Source organism: Sporosarcina beigongshangi, from assembly GCF_033485195.1.
In the GTDB taxonomy this organism is placed as follows: domain Bacteria; phylum Bacillota; class Bacilli; order Bacillales_A; family Planococcaceae; genus Sporosarcina; species Sporosarcina beigongshangi.
The window spans coordinates 1-19,012 of sequence record NZ_JAWLIR010000002.1 but is presented as its reverse complement, the minus strand read 5'-3'; the positions used below and the strand labels follow the sequence as shown (position 1 = coordinate 19,012).

The 19,012-nt window shown below is 41.2% G+C and carries 20 protein-coding genes and 2 pseudogenes; 21 read left to right on the top strand and 1 reads right to left on the bottom strand.

Annotated features, from left to right (window positions below; all coding sequences use genetic code 11):
* Positions 1 to 102 precede the first annotated feature (102 nt).
* The 18 genes from R2B77_RS00570 to R2B77_RS00485 all read left to right on the top strand — a co-directional run bounded on the left by R2B77_RS00570 (position 103) and on the right by R2B77_RS00485 (position 17,269).
* Entirely contained in the window at positions 103 to 528 is a 426-nt protein-coding gene (locus R2B77_RS00570) for a hypothetical protein (RefSeq protein WP_203246944.1), read from the top strand.
* Positions 515 to 1,069 carry a SpoIIIAH-like family protein gene (locus tag R2B77_RS00565; protein WP_203246945.1) on the top strand — a complete coding sequence of 185 codons (555 nt, stop codon included), beginning with the start codon at positions 515 to 517 and terminating at the stop codon, positions 1,067 to 1,069. Before R2B77_RS00570 ends, R2B77_RS00565 begins: the two co-directional genes overlap by 14 nt.
* A 148-nt stretch (positions 1,070 to 1,217) precedes the next feature.
* Positions 1,218 to 1,712, top strand: coding sequence for an acetyl-CoA carboxylase biotin carboxyl carrier protein (accB, locus tag R2B77_RS00560; protein ID WP_203246946.1), 495 nt, complete (start codon positions 1,218 to 1,220; stop codon positions 1,710 to 1,712).
* Between the two features lie 14 nt (positions 1,713 to 1,726).
* Positions 1,727 to 3,073 carry an acetyl-CoA carboxylase biotin carboxylase subunit gene (gene accC / locus R2B77_RS00555; protein ID WP_203246947.1) on the top strand — a complete coding sequence of 449 codons (1,347 nt, stop codon included), beginning with the start codon at positions 1,727 to 1,729 and terminating at the stop codon, positions 3,071 to 3,073.
* Between the two features lie 17 nt (positions 3,074 to 3,090).
* Complete coding sequence (locus R2B77_RS00550) at positions 3,091 to 3,492, top strand: Asp23/Gls24 family envelope stress response protein (RefSeq protein WP_212391276.1); 402 nt, start codon at positions 3,091 to 3,093, stop codon at positions 3,490 to 3,492.
* A gap of 115 nt (positions 3,493 to 3,607) precedes the next feature.
* On the top strand, positions 3,608 to 3,988 hold the full coding sequence (gene nusB / locus R2B77_RS00545) for a transcription antitermination factor NusB (RefSeq protein WP_203246948.1): 381 nt from the start codon (positions 3,608 to 3,610) through the stop codon (positions 3,986 to 3,988).
* A gap of 24 nt (positions 3,989 to 4,012) precedes the next feature.
* Positions 4,013 to 4,876 (top strand): bifunctional methylenetetrahydrofolate dehydrogenase/methenyltetrahydrofolate cyclohydrolase FolD, encoded by an 864-nt coding sequence (folD, locus tag R2B77_RS00540; RefSeq protein ID WP_203246949.1) that lies wholly within the window; start codon positions 4,013 to 4,015, stop codon positions 4,874 to 4,876.
* 84 nt (positions 4,877 to 4,960) lie between these two features.
* The gene (gene xseA, locus R2B77_RS00535) at positions 4,961 to 6,316 is read left to right on the top strand and encodes an exodeoxyribonuclease VII large subunit (RefSeq protein ID WP_203246950.1); all 1,356 of its coding nucleotides are present in this window, start codon (positions 4,961 to 4,963) and stop codon (positions 6,314 to 6,316) included.
* Positions 6,317 to 6,559 (top strand): exodeoxyribonuclease VII small subunit, encoded by a 243-nt coding sequence (locus R2B77_RS00530; protein ID WP_203246951.1) that lies wholly within the window; start codon positions 6,317 to 6,319, stop codon positions 6,557 to 6,559.
* Complete coding sequence (locus tag R2B77_RS00525; protein ID WP_203246952.1) at positions 6,552 to 7,436, top strand: polyprenyl synthetase family protein; 885 nt, start codon at positions 6,552 to 6,554, stop codon at positions 7,434 to 7,436. Before R2B77_RS00530 ends, R2B77_RS00525 begins: the two co-directional genes overlap by 8 nt.
* A 95-nt stretch (positions 7,437 to 7,531) precedes the next feature.
* Positions 7,532 to 9,433, top strand: a complete 1,902-nt coding sequence (gene dxs / locus R2B77_RS00520) for a 1-deoxy-D-xylulose-5-phosphate synthase (RefSeq protein ID WP_203246953.1) — start codon at positions 7,532 to 7,534, stop codon at positions 9,431 to 9,433.
* A complete protein-coding gene (locus tag R2B77_RS00515) occupies positions 9,430 to 10,251 on the top strand; it encodes a TlyA family RNA methyltransferase (RefSeq protein WP_203246954.1) in 822 nt (273 codons plus the stop codon). Before dxs ends, R2B77_RS00515 begins: the two co-directional genes overlap by 4 nt.
* Positions 10,252 to 10,371: 120 nt before the next feature.
* A complete protein-coding gene (gene ahrC, locus R2B77_RS00510) occupies positions 10,372 to 10,821 on the top strand; it encodes a transcriptional regulator AhrC/ArgR (protein WP_203246955.1) in 450 nt (149 codons plus the stop codon).
* A 15-nt stretch (positions 10,822 to 10,836) separates the two neighbouring features.
* Complete coding sequence (gene recN / locus R2B77_RS00505; protein WP_203246956.1) at positions 10,837 to 12,534, top strand: DNA repair protein RecN; 1,698 nt, start codon at positions 10,837 to 10,839, stop codon at positions 12,532 to 12,534.
* A gap of 182 nt (positions 12,535 to 12,716) precedes the next feature.
* A complete protein-coding gene (locus R2B77_RS00500) occupies positions 12,717 to 13,685 on the top strand; it encodes a SpoIVB peptidase S55 domain-containing protein (RefSeq protein WP_203246957.1) in 969 nt (322 codons plus the stop codon).
* A gap of 280 nt (positions 13,686 to 13,965) precedes the next feature.
* Positions 13,966 to 14,757 carry a sporulation transcription factor Spo0A gene (gene spo0A / locus R2B77_RS00495; protein WP_203246958.1) on the top strand — a complete coding sequence of 264 codons (792 nt, stop codon included), beginning with the start codon at positions 13,966 to 13,968 and terminating at the stop codon, positions 14,755 to 14,757.
* A 234-nt stretch (positions 14,758 to 14,991) separates the two neighbouring features.
* The gene (locus R2B77_RS00490; RefSeq protein ID WP_203246959.1) at positions 14,992 to 16,560 is read left to right on the top strand and encodes a DUF342 domain-containing protein; all 1,569 of its coding nucleotides are present in this window, start codon (positions 14,992 to 14,994) and stop codon (positions 16,558 to 16,560) included.
* The gene (locus R2B77_RS00485; RefSeq protein WP_203246960.1) at positions 16,553 to 17,269 is read left to right on the top strand and encodes a glycerophosphodiester phosphodiesterase; all 717 of its coding nucleotides are present in this window, start codon (positions 16,553 to 16,555) and stop codon (positions 17,267 to 17,269) included. Before R2B77_RS00490 ends, R2B77_RS00485 begins: the two co-directional genes overlap by 8 nt.
* 40 nt (positions 17,270 to 17,309) lie before the next feature.
* Here R2B77_RS00485 and R2B77_RS00480 read toward each other — a convergent pair whose 3' ends face one another.
* Positions 17,310 to 17,546, bottom strand: a complete 237-nt coding sequence (locus tag R2B77_RS00480; protein ID WP_203246961.1) for a DUF2627 domain-containing protein — start codon at positions 17,544 to 17,546, stop codon at positions 17,310 to 17,312.
* A gap of 203 nt (positions 17,547 to 17,749) precedes the next feature.
* Here R2B77_RS00480 and R2B77_RS17960 point away from each other — a divergent pair.
* The 3 genes and pseudogenes from R2B77_RS17960 to R2B77_RS17950 all read left to right on the top strand — a co-directional run.
* Positions 17,750 to 18,343 (top strand): annotated as a pseudogene (locus tag R2B77_RS17960) (PAS domain S-box protein); the annotation flags it as partial.
* A gap of 39 nt (positions 18,344 to 18,382) precedes the next feature.
* A pseudogene (locus R2B77_RS17955) lies at positions 18,383 to 18,733 on the top strand (PAS domain S-box protein); the annotation flags it as partial.
* Positions 18,710 to 19,012, top strand: a 303-nt coding sequence (locus R2B77_RS17950) for a sigma 54-interacting transcriptional regulator (protein WP_404830724.1), incomplete at its 3' end; no start/stop codon positions are given. The pseudogene R2B77_RS17955 and the gene R2B77_RS17950, both read left to right, overlap by 24 nt.

Here is a 19,012-nt window from a genome sequence, read left to right as displayed (position 1 = left end):
CAATCCTCATATTTCTTGGTCATAGTCTCTCATGAAACTGCATAAAATGAATCATTGATGACAGGTCCTATAACCAGCTCAATGAATGGAAATGGTGATGATATGCAAACAACAACAAGGAAATTCCATCCAATCCTTCTCGGGACAATCGTTATTTTAATCATCATTTTCATCACTTCCAATCTAGGAAGCATCGGGGAGGAGAAGGGGAAGAAGGAGGAGAGCCGGGAATTTGTGGAACTGGAGCAAGCATTAATGAAAGTAGAAGGGATTGGACAGGTAATGTTGTATTTTCATTATGAAGATAGAGAACCGACTAATGCACTTGCCAACTACTTCTCAGCCTCAACAACAACCACTACAAAAGGGAATAACCTGCAAGGTGTTCTTGTCGTTGCGGAAGGTGCTAAAGACTATAAAGTTCAAAATGAACTCTACAAAATTTTGACAGCTGTCCTGCAATTGCCCGAACATCGAATCGTCATTGCAGAAATGAATAAAAGGGGGAATACGAATGAGAACGAATAAAAGAACAGTGTGGTTTTTAACTTTGTTAAGTCTAGTCGCTGTTATCTCCATCTACACAATGAGGGAGAAAACGATGTCCTTTGATGGTATCACACTTTTTACAAAAGGAGAGTCGAAGGACTCCCTCTCATTATCGGAGCAATTGGATGCTGCTGATAAAACGGCTCCTGTCTTTGCGGAACGTTATTTATTCGAAGAGATGCGGATGGAGGTCCGTGATGTGCGTAGTAAATTAGCGGAACAACTGACGACGAAAATTACATCTTCAGACTATACAGCAGCTGAGAAAAATGATGCCATTGATGAAATGGCAGAGATGACAAAACGTAATTCAGATGAAACGCTCATGGAAATGCAAATTATCGCGCTCGGCTATCCAGAAGCATTTGTTCACAAGGAAGAGGGCGCGGTGAAAATAACGGTGATGGCAACAGAAGGACAGTCCAAAACGCTAGCAGATGAAATTATTCGACATGTCAAAACGAGCTGGTCCGATGCAGGAACCGTCCAAGTTGTGTTCACCGGAGGTACAGAAGAATGAAAAATGAAAGAAAAAGCCCTGAATGAGGGGCTTTTTTTCTGTTTTTATGTTGATTTCAATAACAAATCACCATTATCTATTTCAATATGGAGTGAAAACGTCTAAAATAGAGAAGAACGTTATTATAATGTAGTCAGGGGAATCGATCATGTTAAAAATTCAAGAAATCCGTGAAATTATTAAATTAATTGATCAATCATCAATCGAAAAATTTACATTTGAATCCAACGGGGAAAAAATCAAATTAGAAAAAGGAAACGGACAGTCTGTCGTTATGCCAGCAGGCGTTGCCGCACCTATTGTTCAACAGGCAGTTCCTGTTGCACAACCAGTAGCAGTAGAAGCAGTTGCTGCACCTGTACAAGAAGTGCCTGTCGCGACTTCACAAGTGGAAGATCCTTCTTTACACAAAGTGACTTCACCAATGGTTGGTACATTTTATGCGTCCTCTTCACCAGATGAGCCTGCTTATGTGCAAAATGGCGATAAAGTAAAACCAGACTCTATTGTCTGTATCGTCGAAGCGATGAAACTTTTCAATGAAATTGAAGCGGAAGTTTCTGGGGAAATCGTGGAGATTCTCGTAAAAGACGGTCAACTCGTCGAGTACGGACAACCTCTCTTCCTTGTAAAATCAAATTGAGGAGGACAGCTAACATGAAAAAAGTATTAATTGCCAACCGTGGCGAAATTGCAGTTCGTATTATTCGAGCGTGTAAAGAACTTGGTATCCAAACAGTTGCGGTCTATTCTGAAGCAGATCGCGAAGCTCTTCATGTCGAATTGGCGGATGAAGCCTTTTGTATCGGTCCGAAGCTATCGAAGGATAGCTATTTAAACTTTTCTAATATTATCAGCATCGCCAAGATGACGGGCTGTGAGGGAATTCATCCTGGTTATGGATTTCTAGCAGAGAACGCGAGTTTTGCGGAACTTTGTGAAGAAGTGAATATTGAATTCATTGGACCGACAGCTGATGCTATTTCACGTATGGGAACAAAGGATGTTGCCCGTGAAACGATGCGGCAGGCAGGTGTACCAATCGTTCCAGGTTCGACAGGTATTGTAGCAGATGAAGATGAAGCGCTTCGTATTGCAAAAGAAATTGGTTTTCCGGTCATCATTAAAGCGACAGCTGGTGGTGGAGGTAAAGGAATTCGTGTTGCAAGGGATGAAGAAGAGCTGAAAAGTGGCATCAATATTACGCAAAAAGAGGCTGCAGCTGCGTTCGGAAATTCGGGCGTCTATCTTGAAAAATTCATTGAAGTATTCCGTCATGTGGAAGTGCAAGTGTTAGCTGACAAATTCGGGAATACAATCCATCTAGGCGAGCGTGATTGCTCGATACAACGCAGAATGCAAAAGCTTGTAGAAGAGGCGCCTTCACCAGCTATAACGCCTGAACTTCGCCAAGCAATGGGAGAGGCAGCTGTTAAAGCGGCTGAAGCTGTTCAATATCGTGGTGCTGGAACAGTCGAATTTATATTCGACCATATTAACCAAAAGTTCTATTTTATGGAAATGAATACGCGTATCCAAGTCGAACACACAATCACTGAAATGATTACAGGCATTGATTTAGTTCAGCAGCAATTGAAAATTGCGGCGGGTGAAACTCTTATTCACCGCCAAGAAGATATCAAACTTAATGGTTGGGCGATTGAATGCCGCATCAATGCGGAAAACCCCGCGAAAAACTTTATGCCTTCTCCAGGAAAAGTAACGATGTACATTCCTCCAGGTGGTTTTGGTGTCCGAGTCGACTCAGCTATGTATACTGGTTATTCCATACCTCCATACTATGATTCGATGGTTGCAAAACTAATTGTTCACGCAGATACGAGGGAAGAAGCGGTCGCAAGGATGGCGCGAGCACTCGATGAATTTATCGTCGAAGGTGTGGATACAACGATTCCTTTCCACTTAAGATTAATGGATGACGCAGTCTTTAAGTCTGGAGATTTCGATACGAAGTTTCTGGAAAAATACTCAATTATGAACTAACAGAGAGGAGAATCGGAATGCCTGAAAAGACAAATCCATCATTCGTCGGGATGGCACCGTCGGGTGATGTTGAGCTTGGACGCGTCCAACTAGCTCCAGAAGTTCTTGAAGTGATTATTGGTATTGCAACAACAGAAGTAAAAGGTGTTGCGAACACGAGAGGTAATTTTGCTACTGGCGTTGCTGAGAAATTTGGCAAAGTAGTTCATGGGAAAGGTGTCAAAACGGAGTGGTCTGAAGAAGGTTTAACAATTGACGTTTATTGTGTCGTTGACTATGGCTACTCTGTTCCAACCGTCGCAACCGAAATACAAAAGCAAATTCGACATGCAGTTTTTCATATGACTTCACTTGAAACAAAAGAAGTGAATGTACATATAACGGGAATTCAGCTCGAAGCGGCAACGGAAACGGTATGATCTGAAAAGCATCGTCCTAATCGGATGATGCTTTTCAGCTTGTCTTACTGTATCCGGGCACCCTGTTTTATGCTATGATAATGCCTTAGAGATACAGTAGTGGAGGAGAAAATTTATGAAACGAAGAGAAGCAAGGGAAAAAGCCGTTCAAACTCTTTTTCAGCTTGATAATACAGAACTAACCATTGAAGAAGCAATCACGTATATTGTCGATGAGCCAGCCAATGCGTTTTACGAGCAACTTGTGCGTGGAACGATGCTACATCAGGCAGCAATCGATCAGACATTGGTCGATAAGCTAGAGCATTGGTCGTTGGATCGGCTACCTAAAATTGAACGGACAGTTTTACGGCTTGCCGTTTACGAGTTATTATTTAATGAAGAAGTGCCACACCGAGTTGTGTTGAATGAAGCGATTGAGCTTTGTAAAACATTCGGCGATGAAAAATCGGGTCGTTTTGTCAATGGTGTGCTATCGAAATTCGAAGAAAAATAATCGAAGCCGTCTGGAGGAACAATTATGACAGGAACAATAATTGATGGTATTGCTATTGGGAAAGAAATTAGAGAAGAAATCAAAGAAAGAGTTACTGCGCTAAAAGACCAAGGGTGCCAACCAGGTCTTGCAGTTATTCTTGTTGGCGACAACCAAGCTTCTCGTACATATGTGAAAAACAAACAAAAATCTACTTTAGAAGTGGGTATGAAATCTGAGTTGATTGAACTTCCGGCTTCTATAACTGAGGAAGAACTATTAGGATATGTGACAAAATTGAACAACGATGATTCCATTAACGGCATTCTTGTTCAGCTTCCACTACCAGGGCATATTGATGAAAATCTAGTCATTCGTGCCATTGATCCTTCAAAAGACGTTGATGGATTCCATCCTGAAAATGTTGGTAAGATGATTATTGGTCAGCAAGCCTATTTGTCTTGCACACCATACGGCATCATTAAGTTATTAGAACGAACGGGAACAGAGATTAGCGGAAAACATGCCGTTATCGTAGGTCGTAGTAATATCGTCGGTAAGCCGATGGGGCAATTATTGTTGCAACGTGATGCTACTGTCACTTATTGTCATTCTAAAACAAAAGACTTAGCTTCCTTTACAAAACAAGCAGATATACTAATTGTTGCTATTGGTAAAACGAAATTTATTACAGGTGACGACATTAAAGAAGGTGCTGTTGTCATAGATGTGGGCATGAACCGTGATGAAAATGGAAAGCTTTGCGGTGACGTCGATTTTGCATCCGCAAAAGAAGTCGCCTCTGCCATTACCCCTGTCCCAGGTGGAGTAGGCCCGATGACTATAACGATGTTATTGAAAAATACATTGAAAAGTGCAGAACTATCCCACGCACAAGAAAATCGTTAACAATTACTATAAAATACTGAACGGACGCTGTTTTTCATAAGAAAGACAGCGTTTCTATACGTCGGAAATTGGGAGGTGGGACTGTTGACCGGTAACCCCTACTTATCTGTACAAGCCTTATCGAAATATATCAAACGTAAATTCGATGCAGATCCCTATTTACGCAATGTTCTCGTCAAGGGGGAGCTATCGAATGTCAAGAGTCATCCGAGTGGTCATATTTACTTCACTTTAAAGGATGATAAAAGTCGAATTCAATCGGCGATGTTCCGCTCAAGTGCAGCGCAGCTGAAATTCAAGCCTGAAAATGGCATGAATGTGCTCATAACAGGTGATGTAACAGTTTATGAAATGAGTGGAAATTATCAATTATATGTCCAGTCGATGCAACCTGATGGTATTGGAGCATTATATTTAGCCTTTCAACAATTGAAGGAAAGTCTTGGAGCGGAAGGCTTGTTCGATGCGCGTTGGAAAAGTCACCTCCCTGCGTTCCCAGAAAAAATTGGTGTCGTAACGGCGCAATCAGGCGCGGCTATTCAAGATATTTGTTCAACAATTGAAAGGCGATATCCACTTGCTGAAATCGTCCTGTTTCCAGCTATCGTTCAAGGTGCACAAGCAGCACCCTCCATCGTCCAATCCATTGCAAAGGCCGAAGCACATGGCGGTATCGATGTTCTCATTGTAGGACGTGGTGGTGGTTCCATCGAGGATTTATGGGCGTTCAATGAAGAATCGGTTGCGCGTGCTATCTTTTCTTGTCGTATTCCGATTATTAGTGCGGTTGGACATGAGACGGACACGACAATCGCTGATTTTGTATCTGATAGAAGAGCACCGACGCCAACTGCGGCTGCCGAGATGGCGGTCCCCGCTCGAGACGAGTTGTTTGAAAGGTTACTAGACCGAAAACGTTCCCTTTATAATTCCTTATCAAACCAAATTAAGCACGAACGTAATCGTTTGACTACCTTACAAACTTCTTATCCACTACAATTTCCTGAACGTTTATACCGTCCGTTCACCGAAAAACTAATTGGATTTGAAGGAAGATTACAGCGGAGTAGTCAAGAAATTATGCATCGAAGGGTCTCTGATTTCCAAAGATTAAGTACTATGCTTGCCACCTTTTCGCCGACTCAGCGCATTAAGGATGAACAGCGCAATGTAACGCTGCTTACCGAACGTTTAGCGAGGGCAGTACTGCACGATGTCCGCATACGAAGTGATCGTTTCCAAGCCTCTATTCGTATGCTACAAGCACTCAATCCGCTTAATATCATGGAGCGTGGCTATTCGATTGTCTATCGAGACGGGGTCGTTGCGAATTCCGTTACATCTATGGACATTGGATCGAACATTCAGATTAAGTTGCAGGATGGAGTAGCAGAAGCAATCGTTCAAACGATTACAACGAATGATAGGGAGGAAAGTTAAGTGGGAAAAGAGGAAATTCGCTTTGAAGAAGCGATGCAACAATTAGAAGAAATCGTACAGAAGTTAGAAACAGGAGATGTTCCACTAGAGGACGCCATTACCTTATATAAGCAGGGAATGGAGCTGTCGGGCTATTGCCATGGGAAATTACAAAACGCGGAGAAGCAACTGATTACTATCATTGACGAGGATGGCAAGTCATCCCCATTTGATCCGACAAAGGATGAGGATTCGCATGCATAAAAAACTACAAAATTTTATATCGAAAAACCAACCTGTTATTGAAAATGAACTGAACCATCTACTAGCGAATCTAAATGTATCCGAGACGTTGAAATCTTCCATGTCCTACTCAATCAATGCTGGTGGAAAACGTATCCGACCACTACTCGTTCTTGCTACGCTAGAAGATTTAGACGTCCAATCGGCTGATGCCTTAACGGTAGCTTGTGCTGTTGAATTGATTCATACGTATTCGCTAATACATGATGATTTACCCTGTATGGATGATGATGATTATAGGCGCGGTAAATTGACGAATCATAAAGTCTATGGAGAAGGAGTAGCCGTTCTCGCGGGTGATGCATTGCAGACGTTAGCATTTGAGGCATTGACAACTTTGCAAGAAACGTCGTCCAAGGATGCATTACAGCTGGTTAAAATGCTAGCAAGTGCTTCGGGTGCTATGGGTATGGTCGGTGGTCAAATGCTTGATATTGAAGGGGAAGCAAGACCATTGTCACTAATGGAATTGGAAACTGTTCATGTTAATAAAACAGGAGCGTTGCTATCCTTTTGTATAGAGGCTGGCGCTGTTATGGCGGGGCTTGAAGTGGAAAAAGCGGCAAACTTAAATGTATTTGCTTGGAATATTGGACTAGCTTTCCAAATCCAAGATGATATTCTCGATATTACGTCTACGACCGAAGCACTCGGTAAAACCGCGGGTAGTGATATTAGCAGTGATAAATCGACGTATCCATCATTACTAGGTCTTGAAGGGGCTAGGAAACGCCTTGCTGAGCATCATCGTCTCGCAGAGGAGTCGCTTGATTTTCTTGGAAAAGAGGAGCCACTTCTTAAGTTGTTCGCAGATTACATTGTTAATCGGCAGTCTTAAGGGAACGAAAAGGTTGTACGAATCGTCCTCTTTGATATAAAGTACTAACTATAGCGGAAACCGTAGTAAACAATTTATGAAGGTGTGTGATAGTGATGGATCTTACTGAAATTACCAGTCCATCTTTTATAAAAAAACTAAATAAGAACCAAATAGCAGAGCTTGCAGAGGACATTCGTGAATTCTTAATTGAAAAATTATCAGTAACGGGTGGGCATATTGGGCCGAATTTAGGTGTTGTGGAGTTAACGATTATGCTTCATCGATTATTCGATAGTCCGACTGATAAAATTCTTTGGGATGTTGGGCATCAGGCTTATGTCCATAAAATTTTGACAGGGCGTGCAAGTGAATTTGATTCACTTAGGCAATTCAAGGGTCTCTGCGGCTTTCCGAAAATGAATGAAAGTGAGCATGATGTTTGGGAAACTGGTCATAGCTCAACATCATTATCGGCAGCGATGGGGATGGCGGCAGCGCGTGATGTTAAGGGTGATACCAATTACGTGATACCTGTTATTGGAGATGGTGCGTTAACAGGTGGTATGGCACTTGAAGCACTAAATCATATTGGTCATAAAAAAACTAATATGATTGTTATTTTGAACGACAATGAGATGTCGATTGCGCCAAATGTTGGTGCTCTTCATACGATATTGGGGAAACTTCGAACAGCTGGCAAGTACAATAATGCCAAAGATGAGCTTGAATATATTTTGAAGAAAATCCCTGCTGTCGGAGGTAAGGTAGCAGCGGCTGCGGAACGTGTTAAAGATAGCCTAAAGTATTTACTCGTTTCCGGCATCTTCTTCGAAGAATTAGGCTTTACATACTTGGGGCCAGTAGATGGACATGATATCAATGAGCTAGAGCGTCAACTCCAGTATGCGAAGAAAATGGATGGACCTGTTCTACTTCATGTCATTACGAAAAAGGGGAAGGGCTATAGTCCTGCTGAAGAAGATAAAATTGGTACTTGGCATGGCACGGGTCCTTATAAAATTGAAACGGGTGATTTCGTTAAATCTGCATCCGTTGCACCTTCATGGAGTGGCTTAGTAGCAGAAACTGTACGAACAATTGCACGGGATGATCGACGTGTTGTCGCAATCACACCAGCAATGCCAGTCGGTTCTAAACTCGAATCTTTTGCAACAGAATTTCCAGATCGTTTCTTCGACGTGGGGATAGCTGAACAACATGCAACGACGATGGCTGCTGGACTTGCTACACAAGGCATGAAGCCATTCTTAGCGATTTATTCGACTTTCCTACAGCGTGCGTACGATCAAATGCTCCATGATGTTGCTAGACAGAACTTGAATGTCTTTATTGGCATTGATCGTGCAGGACTTGTTGGTGCCGATGGTGAAACGCATCAAGGTGTTTTTGATATTGCCTTTTTAAGACATATGCCGAATTTGGTCATTATGATGCCCAAAGACGAAAACGAAGGTCAGCATATGGTAAAGACTGCGATTGATTATGATGGTGGTCCGATTGCGATGCGTTACCCGAGAGGAAATGGTCTCGGTGTAAAAATGGATAAAACACTGCAAGCTATCCCGATTGGTTCATGGGAAGTCCTTCGTGCGGGGGATGATGCTGCCATTTTAACGTTTGGCACGACAATTCCAATGGCATTGCAGGCAGCTGAAACGCTGGCAGCAGTGGGGATTCATGTGAGAGTAATTAACGCGAGGTTTATCAAGCCGTTAGATAATCAGATGTTAGATCAACTCTTTGCTACGGGAATACCAATCATGACAGTTGAGGAAGCAGTTCTTGCAGGTGGTTTTGGTAGTGCAGTTATTGAATATGCACATGACACAGGCAAGAAGGATATTCCAATTCGACGAATGGGTATCCCTGATCAGTTTATTGAACATGGTAATGTTGATGAATTACTTGCGGAAATTGGTATGACAGCAGGTCATCTCGTTGACAATATGCAAACGTTCATAAAAGAAGTTGCAGTGGAAAGGGAACAAGTATGACAAATCGAATAGCAAAGGAACGAGTCGATGTCTTGCTCGTCGCGCGAGGATTAGTTGAAACGCGCGAGCAGGCAAAGCGTTCAATTATGGCAGGCATCGTTTATTCCGCAGAAACAAGGCTCGATAAACCAGGGGAGAAAATTCCAGAGGATGCACCGCTTACCGTGAAGGGTTCCACTTTGAAATATGTTAGTCGGGGTGGTCTGAAGCTTGAAAAAGCATTGGAGCAATTTACAGTTGATGTAAAGGATAAAATAGTTCTCGACATCGGCTCATCGACAGGTGGTTTTACAGATTGTGCACTTCAAAACGGTGCGGAGCATTGTTATGCATTAGACGTTGGCTATAATCAGCTTGCTTGGAAAATACGTCAAGACCCGCGTGTAACTGTAATGGAAAGAACGAATTTTCGACATGCAACACCTGAGCTCTTCACAGAAGGTATGCCGCAATTTGCGACCATCGATGTGTCATTCATCTCATTAACACTTATTTTACCGGCTTTGAAACGTATCATAGCACCAGACGGAGACGTTATTGCACTTGTTAAGCCTCAGTTTGAGGCTGGAAAAGGTAAAGTGGGTAAAAAAGGTGTTGTTCGTGAGAAATCTGTTCATTTTGATGTGTTGAAAAAGATTGCAGAAGCGTCCATACAAGAAGGATTTAGTTTGCGTGGTATTTCATTTTCTCCTGTTACGGGTGGAGAGGGGAACATTGAGTTCCTTTTTCATCTAACAGCTGATGATGTACCGACAACTCTTTTTCATGATGAGTCATATGTACAGTTAATTGAAGAAGCTTACAAAGAATTGCTATAGCGCGCATTCATTTGCGCGTTTTTCTCGTCTAGATTCTAGCTGTATTTTTTGTTGTTACAATAAATAGTAGATGGTACAGTATAGATAAGACATAATTTAGTTTGTATGGGAGCGATATGTATGAACAAAGGGCATAGACATATTCGGATTCGTGATATTATCTCGAATTTTGAAGTTGAGACACAGGATCAGCTAGTAGATAGTCTAAAAGAAGCAGGAGTTGCGGTGACACAAGCGACTGTGTCGCGAGATATTAAAGAAATGCACCTTATCAAAGTACCGTTGCCAGATGGACGCTATAAATATAGCCTGCCTGCCGTGCATAGTCATAACACAGAGCAAAAGCTTAATCGTATGTTGACAGATGCATTTGTGAGTATTGACGGAGCTGGACATTTTATTATTTTGAAAACGCTTCCTGGTAATGCACAAGCAGTGGGATCTTTAATTGATCATCTCGGGTGGGAAGAAATGCTGGGAACGATTTGTGGAGACGATACATGTCTCATTATTTGTAGGGATGAATCGCTGACCGTGTTTGTCAAAGAAAAATTACTTGCCATGATTTAAGAGAGGTGACTGACATTGTTAAGTGAAATTTCCATTAAAAATTTTGCAATCATTGAAAGCCTCGATATTACCTTTGAAGACGGTCTGACGGTCTTAACGGGAGAAACAGGTGCGGGAAAATCGATTATTATTGACGCTGTTCAGCTATTGGCAGGTGGCAGAGGATCACATGAGTTTATCCGGCATGGTGCAGCCAAGGCAGAGCTAGAAGGGTTGTTTACCATTGCGGAGCTGGTACATCCAGTCATTGATAAATTAGCGGAGCTTGGCATTGATGTGGAAGATGGCAACATCATTTTAAGACGCGATTTAAGTGCAAATGGTAAATCAATTTGTCGGGTGAATGGCAAGCTTGTCACTATTGCTGTTTTAAGAGAAATCGGTTCTCAGCTAATTGATATTCACGGCCAACATGAAAATCAAGAGCTTATGCATGAGAGAAGTCATATACATCTATTGGATCATTTTGCAGGTGATGAGTTAGCGCGCGCAACTGACAATTATACCGATCTCTACGAGCGGTATCGGAAGTTGAAGCGTAAGCTTGAAACGGCTAATGAAAACGAACAGCAAGTAGCTCAACGTATCGACCTCTATTCATTTCAGTTGAAAGAAATTAATGCAGCTGCACTAATTATTGGTGAAGAGGACGAATTAGAAGCGGAAAAGCAAAAGCTGCAAAATTTTAACCGTCTATATGAGCGATTAAATACGGCATATTTATCCATAAGTGGCGATACACATGCACTTGATTGGGTTGGCTCAGCTATGAGTGATATTGAAGATGCAGCTTCTGTAGACAAAACATTGGCACCACATGCCGAAGCCGTTGCTGCAAGCTTTTATTCGTTGCAGGATACTGCACACGAACTGAAAAGCATACTGGATAATATGGAATTCGACCCGAACAGACTTGAAGTAGTGGAGGATCGACTTGCCCTCCATATTTCGTTGAAAAGAAAATATGGTAAAACGATTGAGGATATTTTATTGTATCGCGATAAAATTGAGGATGACTTGGAAAATTTAATTAGTCGAGATGAACGACTAGCTGAACAACAGGAAAAAATGCTGCAATTATTACAGGATCTAGAAGTGGAAGCGGGTGAGTTATCCATTATCCGTCAGGAGGTATCTAGCCGGTTGCAGCTAGCAATTATGGAGCAACTGCAGCAGTTACATATGAATAAAGCATCATTTAAAGTAGAAATTACACGTAAGGCAACAGGCGTTTTTGATGCGAACGGCTACGACGATGTAAGATTTCTCATTTCAACAAATGTTGGAGAACCTTTAAAACCACTTGTTAAAGTAGCCTCGGGCGGAGAGCTTTCACGAATTACACTGGCGTTAAAGACGATTTTTTCCAAACATCAAGGCATTACCTCGCTTATATTTGATGAGGTTGATACAGGTGTGAGTGGAAGAGTGGCGCAAGCTATTGCGGAAAAAATTGCAATGATTGCAACGTATTCACAAGTATTGTGTATTTCTCATTTGCCACAAGTTGCGGCAATGGCTGATCATCATTGCCTCATTAAAAAGGAAGTGCAAGGCGACAGAACTCGAACAGCTATCCTTGATGTCATTGAATCAGAAAGAACTCAAGAGCTCTCACGAATGCTGTCTGGAGCTGAAATTACACCGCTCACACTAAAACACGCTGAAGAATTATTAACTTTGGCAGAAGAACGGAAAAAAACCTTTCGATAATGAAAAAGCGTGCATAAAATATTATGCGCGTTTTTTCGTGTTTTACTTCATACAGCGAAATGCTTTGCTATATGCGACACAAGATTCATCTAGAGATGCTTTTCAATATTTCATGATTTACCCTTTCATAACATCCCACAGAACGGACATACCAACAGTATCTTATTACGGGGAGGTGAAGTATGGAATGGAGTAGACAGTTTAAGCTGGCCGTGTCGTTTTCCGTCTTGTTGCTTGTCATGCCATTCACTACAAATGCCACGTTTGCACAAGATGGATCGCTCATTCCGATGGGACATTCCATCGGAATTCAAATGGAGCTATCAGGTGTATTCATCACAAATGATGTCATGATTAGCAAAGATCATTGGTTAAAATCAGGCGATTTACTTGAGAAACTGGATGATGTTGAGATTGGCACATTAACGGATTTCGAAAAAGCGCTGTCCAGCCGGCGAAGCAAAAAAGAAATTGTTTTGCATGTCCTCCGAAACGGAGACAAAAGCCAAATCCGAGCAGATGGTGAAGCGATGAAACGTCTCCTTCCATTCCTGAAAGATCGGACGGAAGGTACAGGCACCTTAACGTATGTAGATCCAGACAATGGGACCTATGGTGCTCTCGGTCATCAGATCATCGACAGTGCATTAAAATCACCACCCTCTTTTGAAACGGGGGCCATTTATCTTTCAGAAATTGGGCAGATAAAGAAAAGTGTCCCAGGTGTTCCAGGTTATAAAATTTCAACAATTGTTGAAGATGAAGACTTTTTGGGAACAATTCAGACAAACGGTGTGTACGGCATTTTCGGCACGTGGAATAGTGCTCATAAGAAAGTGTTAGCTGAACCACTTGAGATTATGCATCCAGAACAAGTCAAAGAAGGTATGGCAGAAATCTTTACAACAATTAAAGGGACAGAAGTTCAATCATTTATGATTCGAATAACCGAAGTGGAGCAGGATCAGTTTCATTTTGTGTTGACGGATCCTAAATTATTAGCTACAACAGGTGGCATTTTACAAGGGATGAGTGGTAGCCCGGTAATTCAAAACGGCAAATTTGTTGGTGCTGTTACACATATGTTTGTCGATGATCCAGAAAAAGGTGCCGGTCTTTTTCTGGAGACAATGCGGAGTGGGGAAAAGTAAAAGTGGAGTGCATTGATAAACACTGAAAAAAAGGGCCAACTTGCAATTATGAGTTGGTCCTTTTTTTTTGCCGTGGTAAACTAAATATAAATGATTCGACAAAAGAATAGAAAACAATGGAATTCGTCGAAATATAGGGAAACCGTATGTCTGAAGATTCATTTTTCATTTTTAAAAAAGGGTTGTCTTATTATTTGTCGAAAATTTCCTTTACGCAATGTAAAAGAAGATTGCTACTTTTTCGAGAAATTCATACGAGACGTACAGGAGGGAAATGGGAATGGAAAAACTGAAAATAGCGATTGCTGACGATAACAAGGAATTAGTGAAAACGATGGTGATGTATTTTGAAAAGCATCCTGAAATCGATGTCATCTGGACTGCAAATAACGGAAAAGTCTGTCTGTCTATGCTAGAAGAGAAAAGGCCAGATGTGCTGTTACTAGACATTATTATGCCGCATCTTGATGGAATTGCCGTATTGGAAACTTTAAGTACGAACGCACAAACACCAGATTTGCATATTATTATGTTAACGGCGTTTGGACAGGAAGACGTGATGACACAAGCAGCAAGCCTAGGAGCTTCATATTTCATGCTGAAACCGTTTGAATTTGAACGACTCGCCAATCAAATTTTTCAAGTAGCAGGCACAAGAAAGCCAATTATTCCTATTTCGAAGCCAGAGGAAGAATACGTGTCAGGAAAAGTTAGTCAAAAGGTACTCGATACGACAATCACATCTATTATAAAAGAAATTGGAGTGCCTGCACATATTAAGGGCTATGCTTTTCTTCGAGAAGCCATCCAAATGGTTTACACAGATGTTGAACTACTAGGTGCTGTTACGAAAGTGCTATATCCAGAAATTGCGAAAAAATATAACACGACATCATCTCGAGTTGAACGTGCCATTCGGCATGCGATTGAAGTTGCGTGGAACCGAGGAAATTACGATGTCATTTCTAAAATGTTCGGCTACACCGTGCATCATTTAAAAAGCAAACCAACTAATTCAGAGTTCATCGCGATGATTGCTGATAAGATTAGGTTGGAGCATATGGCGAGTTAAGGTTAATGAGAACCTATAATTAATAAAATAGAATAGCGTAAAGGCTGGACGCCTTCACATTCCTTGGGCTTACTACTAATTCCAGGAATGGGAGGTGTCTTGTTAACTTTGGGTGAATAATCAATAAACTCCATGTTTATAAAAGAGATTCTGATTTTCCTGTAATAACGAAAAATCATTACTCTACCAAAAGTTCTGAAATGTATTATAATAGTAATAGAGAGAAAGGGTGAGATGTCGGTGTTGATTCAAAATGATTATTTTGACTTAGAATTACAAGATGATAAAGTGATTGTGCATTCGAAAAGAAGTGGCTTTCCACTAAAGTCATTCGATGCAATCACAAAACAATATCCCCGATTGAAAATATCTTCATTTGCCGTGTTAAGGAAAGCGCTTACTGAATCAGAAGGGGAGCATATTATTGGTAGTTGGCTTTCTGATTTTGAGTTGTTTGTAACAGCGGACAAGATGAAAGCACAAATCATTTTCAATATGTCTATGGACGAATTTGAAAACAATAAACAGGCTATTTTGGAGCAAGTCGAAAATCAACTGGATATAGAAGGAGTTGTTTTTGGTAGACTGCCGCTACAAGATATATCGTTTAAACCTGGAGAACCACTGCCTGCTGCGATTGGAAGACAACCCGAACAAGGTGCGGATGCTGTAATCACCTATTTGGAAATCCCGGATCGGAAACCAGTCATTCGTGAAGATGGATCGGCTGACTATTATGAGATGAACTTTGTAACAGCGGTTGACGAGGGGGATTGGATTGGCGAAAAAATTCCTCCTCAAAATGGGATAGACGGTAAAGACATTTTTGGCAATGTCTTAGAAGCGCCAAAGGGAAATGATGGCAAGCTGTCCTATGATCGAAAATCGATAAGTGAAGAACAAGAAAGTGGTAAAATTGTGCTGCGTGCGTTACATGGCGGTGCTTTGGAATATATAAACGATGCTATCAGCATTGGCAAGCAACTAGTGATAAATGGTGATGTAGGACCTGAAACAGGAAATATTACGTTTGATGGTGCTGTTTCCATTTATGGGACTATACTTGCCGGGTATTCTGTAAAAGCAACGGGAGATATTTCAATTGAAGGAAATGAAGGCGTTACCAACGCAAAAGAAATTCAATCATCAGAAGGCGATATATACATCAAAGGCGGCGTTTTTGGTGGGGGAGTAACAATTGTTGAAGCAAAAGGCGATATTTTTATAAAACATGCAAATAATTGCAAGCTTTACGCTACAGTTGTTAATGTTGGCCTTTATTTATTTGGAACGGATGTTATCGCCGACCGTGTGCTTGTTGATAAAAATAGAGGGAAGATTATCGGTGGTCAAATTGAAGCAATGTTCCGTATCGAATGTGCCTATGCAGGTAATAATCATGAGCGCATGACATTACTTCATACAAAGGGAATTAACAAGGATGGACTTTACAAGGAAATTCAAGAGATGGCACAAGATTTGAAGGAACGCCAAGGCGTTTTGAGTAGAATGGAAGAACATTCTGTTCAGTATGCAAAAGTAGCGGTAGGCACAAGGGGACCGCAAGCAGAAGCATTTAAGAAAACTACAGAAACCATAGAAACAAATCGACAGGCCATTCGGGAACTTGATAAAGAGATTCAGGTGCGTCTGCAACTTATTAAACAGGCAGTTCCAGCACAAATCGAAGTAACGAGAGAGGCTTATCCAGGTGCAGTTATCCAGATTGGATCAAGGTCGACGACATTACACGACTCAAGAAAAGGTGTTTTTGAAGTTGTTGATGGCGTATTGAATGTCTAAACCAACTGTATTTGCACATCGGGGAGCCTCGGCTATACAATTTGAGAATACGATGAAATCTTTCGAAAAAGCACTTGATCAAGGGGCGGATGGCATTGAACTAGACGTCCAAGTGACAGAGGACGGTGTACCAATCGTCATTCATGATGCTGACTTGGTCAGGATTGCGGGCGTTCGTCGAATGATTGCCTCCATGACGAGTACAGAAATTGCCAACATTCGAGTAGGTAAAAAATATAATCGCTTGGTGAACGGTCATCGCATCCCGACACTATTGGAGGCTGTGGTATTTTGTGAACGACATCACTTGGCACTCAATGTTGAATTGAAAGAAACTGTTTCAGAACGCCCAGAATTTGTTGAAAAAATTGTTGACAGTGTATCGTATCTAGACAATATCCATATATCCTCGTTTGATTATCAGCTTCTTGAAATCGTAAAAGAAGTAAATGCAAATATGGAAACGGGCTATCTTTTGCGCAAAAACAGCGTGGATTGGAATGCGCTTGAACAGTATTCATCGGCAGATGGTTTTCATATTCACAAAAAGTTTTTGAAAGAACCCTATTTGCAAAGTCTTATTCAAACAGGTAAAAAAATCCGTGTCTACGGGATGACAGGGAAAGAAGAAATTGTAGCTTTATCTCCATCTTATATAACTAGCTGGATAACTGATTTTCCCAACCGATTTAATAAGAGAAAACAATAGAAAAGGACTACAACATTACCATTGTGTTGTAGTCCTTTTCTTATTTCTTTGCAAATCGACCTTGTACGCGTCCATTTTTTCGATCACGACGCAAGAGAAAGCCAGCAAAAAATGCAAGCCCAGCAGCACAGAAGAGTAGGCCAACGACAAATTGTAGCCAGATGAATGGAAATGGTTTAAATAGTATACCGAAAATCGAGTCCCTCATTAGCTTTATACCCCAAGCCGCAAAAAGGCCGGGGATGAGTAGAACGATAAAAGCAGCAAAACGTGCCATAAATCACAACTCCTTAACTATTTATAATTTTACCTCGCTATATTTTATTGTCAAGAAGAGTGCAATCGTGTATGATTAGTTTGTAATTGCAAAAGATTGCATGATTTAAAAGAGGAGAATGAATACCCTTGCAAAATGTTCTCATTGTCGGGGCGGGGACAGGCGGAACTATCATTCTGGACCTTCTCCAAAACTTAGAATTCATGAATGTTAGAGCAATCATCGATACCGATGAACAAGCACCAGGAATCATTCAAGCAAAAAAACAAGGCATTGCGCACGGAACAGATTGGAGACCTTATCTAACTGATGATTTGCACATCATTTTTGATGTAACTGGAAACAAATCGGAATTTGTTGAATTGTTGAAAGTACGGCCAGCCCAAACGGTGTTGATACCTGGCACTGTTGCTAATCTTCTTGTCAATCTTCTTGAAGAGAATGGAACGTATATTAAGCAAATCCATGCAGAAATGCATAAGCAACGAATGATTTTTGATTCCATTGAAGAAGGTATGATTGGTATTACTGAAGAGGGTACAATCAACTTTTTCAATAAAAGCTCATCTCGAATGGTTGGTTTTTCAAATGACAGTGCAATAGGTAGACCAATTGCAGAAGTGATCCCGCTCACGAAGCTTCCTAGAGTATTTCAAACGGGTAGTGCAGAGCTAAATCAGGAGCTCATTCTGGCAAACGGCATGAAAATCGTTACATCGCGTTACCCACTTTTAAATACTGAAGGCAAAAGGGTTGGAGCTTTCGCTGTATTTAAAGACATTACAGAAGTCGTTACGCTCGCAGAGGAAATTACAGATCTCAAAAAAGTCAAGACCATGTTAGAAGCAATTATCCACTCCAGCGATGATGCGATTTCAGTTGTTGACGATCATGGTAACGGAATTCTTGTGAATCCAGCTTACACACGAATTACAGGTTTAACTGAAGATGAAATCATTGGTAAGCCTGCAAATGCAGATATCAATGAGGGCGAAAGTATCCATATGAAAGTACTTCAAACACGTAAGCCTGTCCGTGGAGTCAATATGCGTATAGGTGAAAATAATCGTGAAGTCGTTGTTAACGTTGCGCCTATTATCGTCGATCAGCAAGTTAAAGGTAGTGTTGGAGTCATTCATGACATTACCGAAATGCGTAAGTTGATGAAGGAGCTTGATCGAGCAAGAACGATTATTCGTAAGTTAGAAGCAACGTATACTTTTGAAGATATTTTTGGCGGTTCATCGGATATTGAGATTTCGATTGAGCAGGCTAAGCTTGCAGCGAAGTCAGACGTAGCTGTTCTTTTAAGAGGAGAAACGGGAACGGGTAAGGAATTGTTTGCGCATGCGATTCATAGCAGTAGCAAGCGACGTTTTCATAAGTTCATTCGTGTCAATTGTGCAACAATGAATCCGGTTACATTTGAGTCCGAGCTTTTCGGACAGAAGGAGATACCGGAAAAA